This window comes from Lysinibacillus sp. PWR01 (assembly GCF_043359455.1).
Classification (GTDB): Bacteria; Bacillota; Bacilli; order Bacillales_A; family Planococcaceae; genus Lysinibacillus; species Lysinibacillus fusiformis_F.
The window spans coordinates 1-4,083 of the sequence record NZ_JBHERJ010000006.1; the positions used below are offsets into that span (position 1 = coordinate 1).

Consider the following 4,083-nt stretch of genomic DNA (forward strand, 5'->3'; position numbering starts at 1 on the left):
AAATGTTAACTTTTTAGCAAAGGTTTTCAAATATAATGAAGGTGTTCACTACTCTTTATGGAGGGATGTTATCACTACACATTGAAAATAAGAGTCAATCCTATCTCTAATTATACAAATGATGAGCTATTTTGGTCGCTTCGGCTAGTATGAAAGATAAGGAAAAAACACTTTTGCACATGGTTGATTGGAGTGGCGCCAGCGTCACTCCTAGGGGATTTAGCGTCACAGAGGAGACCCTGGAGCGAACGTAAGTGAGTGAAGCGGCTCCTCGGACGCCCCCTGGAAAGGACGCTGGCGGAACGGAAATCACCCCCTCACCTTGCCCAAAGTTCTTTTTCTGCTAGTGACACGATCTTTTTTCAACAACATGAAATCCCGCCTCTCTATCTGAGAGCGGGATTTACTCATTTTCTAAAAATCGAATTTGAAATGATCTGGATCTTGCCCAAAACGTTGGTTACGATTTAATGTTGCCATTTTCTCCATTTGTTCTTGTGTTAATTCAAAGTCAAAAATCTTTGCATTTTCCTCAATTCGGCTCGGTGTCACTGATTTTGGAATAACGAGTGTATCATTTTGTAAATGCCAACGTAGCACTACCTGAGCAGGGGTTTTATCGATTTCTTGCCCTATTTCAATAATGGTAGGATCCGCAAGTACACCTCCGCGTCCTAGTGGTGACCATGCCGTAACAGCAATTTGATGTTCACTGCAAAATGCTCTTAATGGCTGCTGCTGTAAATATGGATGCATCTCTACCTGATTGACCATTGGCGCAATATTTGACTTTGCCAATATTTTTTCTAAATGATGCTCATGATGATTCGATACACCTGTTGCGCGAATTAATTTTTCATCGTAAAGGCGTTCAATAGCTCGATATGTTTCTTCAAATGTTTCTGGGACAGCCCAATGAGTTAAATATAAGTCTAGGTAATCCATATTTAAATTCTTTAGCGAAACCTCAAAAGCACGTAATGTTGCATCATATCCTTGGTCATTATTCCATACTTTTGTTGTAACAAAAATATCTTCACGACGAATGCCTGAATGACGAATTGCTTCTCCTACTTCTACCTCATTCCCATATAAGGATGCTGTATCAATAGCTCGATAACCGTATTGAAGTGCTTTATCAATAGCCTGTAATGTTTCCTCACGTTCTGTCATTTTGTAAACACCTAAGCCAAAACGAGGCATTACTACACCATTTGATAATGTTTTCGTTGATTGTAAATTCAAAAAGCACAACCCCTTTCTTTTCCTAGTACCATTATACAAAAAATTGGATTTAAGAAAAATAAAGCGGCTGTTTTATATACTACTTTTTCTTTTGTTCAACATCTTCCAATTGAATTGGATCAGCGATGCGCTCCTCCTCTGCAAGCTCTAGACCATCACGTAAATGCTCCATCTGTTTGCCCAAATCTTTTAATTCCTTCATATCTCTCACCATTGTCCCATTTTCAATATTTGGCACCTTTTTTTCCATAATGATCACCTCATTAATAGTTTTCCCGATATTAATCTGTTTGAACCATTTCTGACATATTTTATTCTGCTATGTCGTTTCATTTTTAAAGTAGATAGGCTATACTAAAAAGAGATTTCTTTATAACATGAGGAGGGTTACTTCCATGAAATTATTATTAATCATTGGTGTAACAGTTGCTTTCTTAACAGCTATTTTCACTGCTGGATACGAAGGCGACTACAAAGCTGACAAATAATATCTCAAGAAAATCACTAAGCATTTAGAAAAGCTTAGTGATTTTCTTTTTTTGTGGAACAATAGAAATACTTGACTTTCCTTTATTTTTAAAATAAACTAACTTACATAAAGTAACTTAATGAAAAAAAATAACTATTTGGAGGAATCCTATATGCATTTTCATGAAAAACCTAACACATATGTAACGAATGTTGAAATAAAAGTAAGTGATCTACAGCGCTCCTTAACCTTTTATCAAGAAATCATCGGCTTTAAAATTTTACAACAAGAATCACATAAAGCCACATTAACTGTCGATGGAGAAACAGCTCTATTAACCATTGTTCAGCCTGAAACAGTGGAAGAAAAGCTTAGCACGACGACAGGTCTTTATCACTTCGCCTTATTATTACCAACTCGCCATGACTTAGCTAACATCATTACTCATTTCCACGAAAAAGGCGTGTACCTTGGGGCTTCTGACCATGCTGTAAGCGAAGCACTCTATTTAAATGATCCTGATCATAATGGTATCGAGGTATATACAGATCGTCCTGAAAGTGAATGGACATGGCATAACGATCATGTGCATATGGTGACAGAACCACTCAATATTCGTTCTATTTTAGAAGAAGGCGATGGAAACTGGAGTGGACTTCCTGTTGGTACAGTGATGGGCCATATTCATTTATCGGTCTCCAACTTAGCTGAAGCTGAGCAATTTTATACAAAGGGATTAGGTTATGATATTGTCACACGCTACGGGTCCCAAGCATTATTTATTTCTACAGGCCGTTATCATCATCATATTGGTTTAAACACTTGGCACTCAGAAAATGCGCCAAAACTTGGACAAAACCAGGTCGGCTTAAAAACGTTCTCGTTGCGCTTAGATAATGAAGAACAAGCAGCAACAATGAAAGAAAACCTTCGTGTAATTGGGTCACCCGTTACGGAAATCGATGGAGGGTTCCAAACAGAGGACCCAGCTGGAAATGTCGTGCTATTAAAGTTTTAGTATGAAAAAAGCAGTTCTCACATGTGGAGAACTGCTTTTTAATGTAAACCTGGATATCCTTGCTGACGTAATGCCTCATAAATAACAATCGCAGCCGTATTGGACAAATTGAGTGATCGCACATGATCACTTTGCGGAATACGCAAGCACATATCTCGGCGTTCGTAAGCAAAGTCCTTCGGCAAACCAGTTGTTTCTTTCCCAAACATAAAATAAATATCTCGGTCTTGATCGCTAAAATCATGTGTCGAAAACGGCTCGTCACTATACGTTTCGATTAAATAAACATCTCCATTTTTAGAGTACTCTATAAAATCATCAAGTGAATCATGATAAACAATATTCACACTATGCCAATAATCTAAGCCCGCTCGTTTCAGCATTTTATCATCCGTTGAAAAACCTAGTGGACGAATTAAATGGAGCGATGTATTAGTACCTGCACAGGTACGAGCAATATTTCCTGTATTGGCCGGTATTTCTGGTTGATATAAAACGATATGCAATGGCATAACGACACACTTCCTTATTAAATATTTCTTTAAGCTAGCTCTTTTAAGAATTAAACGAAGTCTGACTCTTTTGGATCAACTTCTCTCCTTTTAGAGTGGCTCTTCTCACGGGTTGAGCGGGTTGTTCTTCTTTCAGAGTGACTCTTCTCACTGTTTGAGCGGCTCTTCTCACAGGTTGAGCGGGATTCGCTTCTTTTAGAGCGGCTCTTCTCACAGGGTTGAGCGGGTTCATCTTCTTTTAGAGCGGCTCTTCTCACACGTTGAGCGGATCCCTCTTCTTTTAGAGCGGCTCTTCTCACACGTTGAGCGAGCTTCTCTTCTTTTGGAGCGACTCTTCTCTCGGGGTGAGCTGAGTTCTCTTCTTTTGGAGCGACTCTTCTCACACGTTGAGCGGAGTTCTCTTCTTTTAGAGCGACTCTTCTCACAGGTTGAGCGAGCTTCTCTTCTTTTAGAGCGACTCTTCTCTCGGGGTGAGCGGAGTTCTCTTCTTTTGGAGCGACTCTCCCCCCAGTTTGAGCGGCTTCTCTCACAGGTTGAGCGGGATTCGCTTCTTTTAGAGCGGCTCTTCTCACAGGTTGAGCAGATTCATCCTCTTTTGGAGCGGCTCTTCTCACAGGTTGAGCGGATTCATCCTCTTTTGGAGCGGTTCTCCTCACGGTGTGAGCGGATTCATCTTCTTTTAGAGCGACTCTTCTCTCGGGTTGAGCGAGCTTCTCTTCTTTTGGAGCGACTCTTCTCTCGGGGTGAGCGGAGTTCTCTTCTTTTGGAGCGACTCTTCTCACAGGTTGAGCGGGATTCGCTTCTTTTAGAGCGGCTCTTCTCTCGGGTTGAGCGAGCTT

The 4,083-nt window shown here is 40.3% G+C and carries 5 protein-coding genes; 1 reads left to right on the forward strand and 4 read right to left on the reverse strand.

Annotated features, from left to right (window positions below; genetic code table 11):
• Positions 1–414 precede the first annotated feature (414 nt).
• Both ACEVFT_RS00820 and ACEVFT_RS00825 read right to left on the reverse strand, forming a co-directional pair.
• Entirely contained in the window at positions 415–1,245 is an 831-nt protein-coding gene (locus ACEVFT_RS00820; RefSeq protein ID WP_393947617.1) for an aldo/keto reductase, read from the reverse strand.
• 79 nt (positions 1,246–1,324) lie between these two features.
• Positions 1,325–1,495 (reverse strand): hypothetical protein, encoded by a 171-nt coding sequence (locus tag ACEVFT_RS00825; RefSeq protein WP_393947619.1) that lies wholly within the window; start codon positions 1,493–1,495, stop codon positions 1,325–1,327.
• Between the two features lie 391 nt (positions 1,496–1,886).
• Between ACEVFT_RS00825 and ACEVFT_RS00830 the strand changes: the two genes are divergently transcribed.
• Positions 1,887–2,732 (forward strand): VOC family protein, encoded by an 846-nt coding sequence (locus tag ACEVFT_RS00830; RefSeq protein WP_393947621.1) that lies wholly within the window; start codon positions 1,887–1,889, stop codon positions 2,730–2,732.
• Between the two features lie 38 nt (positions 2,733–2,770).
• Here the strand turns inward: ACEVFT_RS00830 and trmL are convergent, their stop codons facing one another.
• Together trmL and ACEVFT_RS00840 are read right to left on the reverse strand one after the other, a co-directional pair.
• Positions 2,771–3,244, reverse strand: a complete 474-nt coding sequence (gene trmL / locus ACEVFT_RS00835) for a tRNA (uridine(34)/cytosine(34)/5-carboxymethylaminomethyluridine(34)-2'-O)-methyltransferase TrmL (RefSeq protein ID WP_205445551.1) — start codon at positions 3,242–3,244, stop codon at positions 2,771–2,773.
• A gap of 50 nt (positions 3,245–3,294) precedes the next feature.
• Positions 3,295–4,083, reverse strand: a 789-nt coding sequence (locus ACEVFT_RS00840) for a hypothetical protein (protein WP_393947623.1), incomplete at its 5' end; no start/stop codon positions are given.

Coding starts and splice junctions, on each gene's coding strand:
- trmL (WP_205445551.1), bottom strand. CDS start 3,244: ATGCCATTGCATATCGTTTTATATCAACCAGAAATACCGGCCAATACA.
- ACEVFT_RS00825 (WP_393947619.1), bottom strand. CDS start 1,495: ATGGAAAAAAAGGTGCCAAATATTGAAAATGGGACAATGGTGAGAGAT.
- ACEVFT_RS00830 (WP_393947621.1), top strand. CDS start 1,887: ATGCATTTTCATGAAAAACCTAACACATATGTAACGAATGTTGAAATA.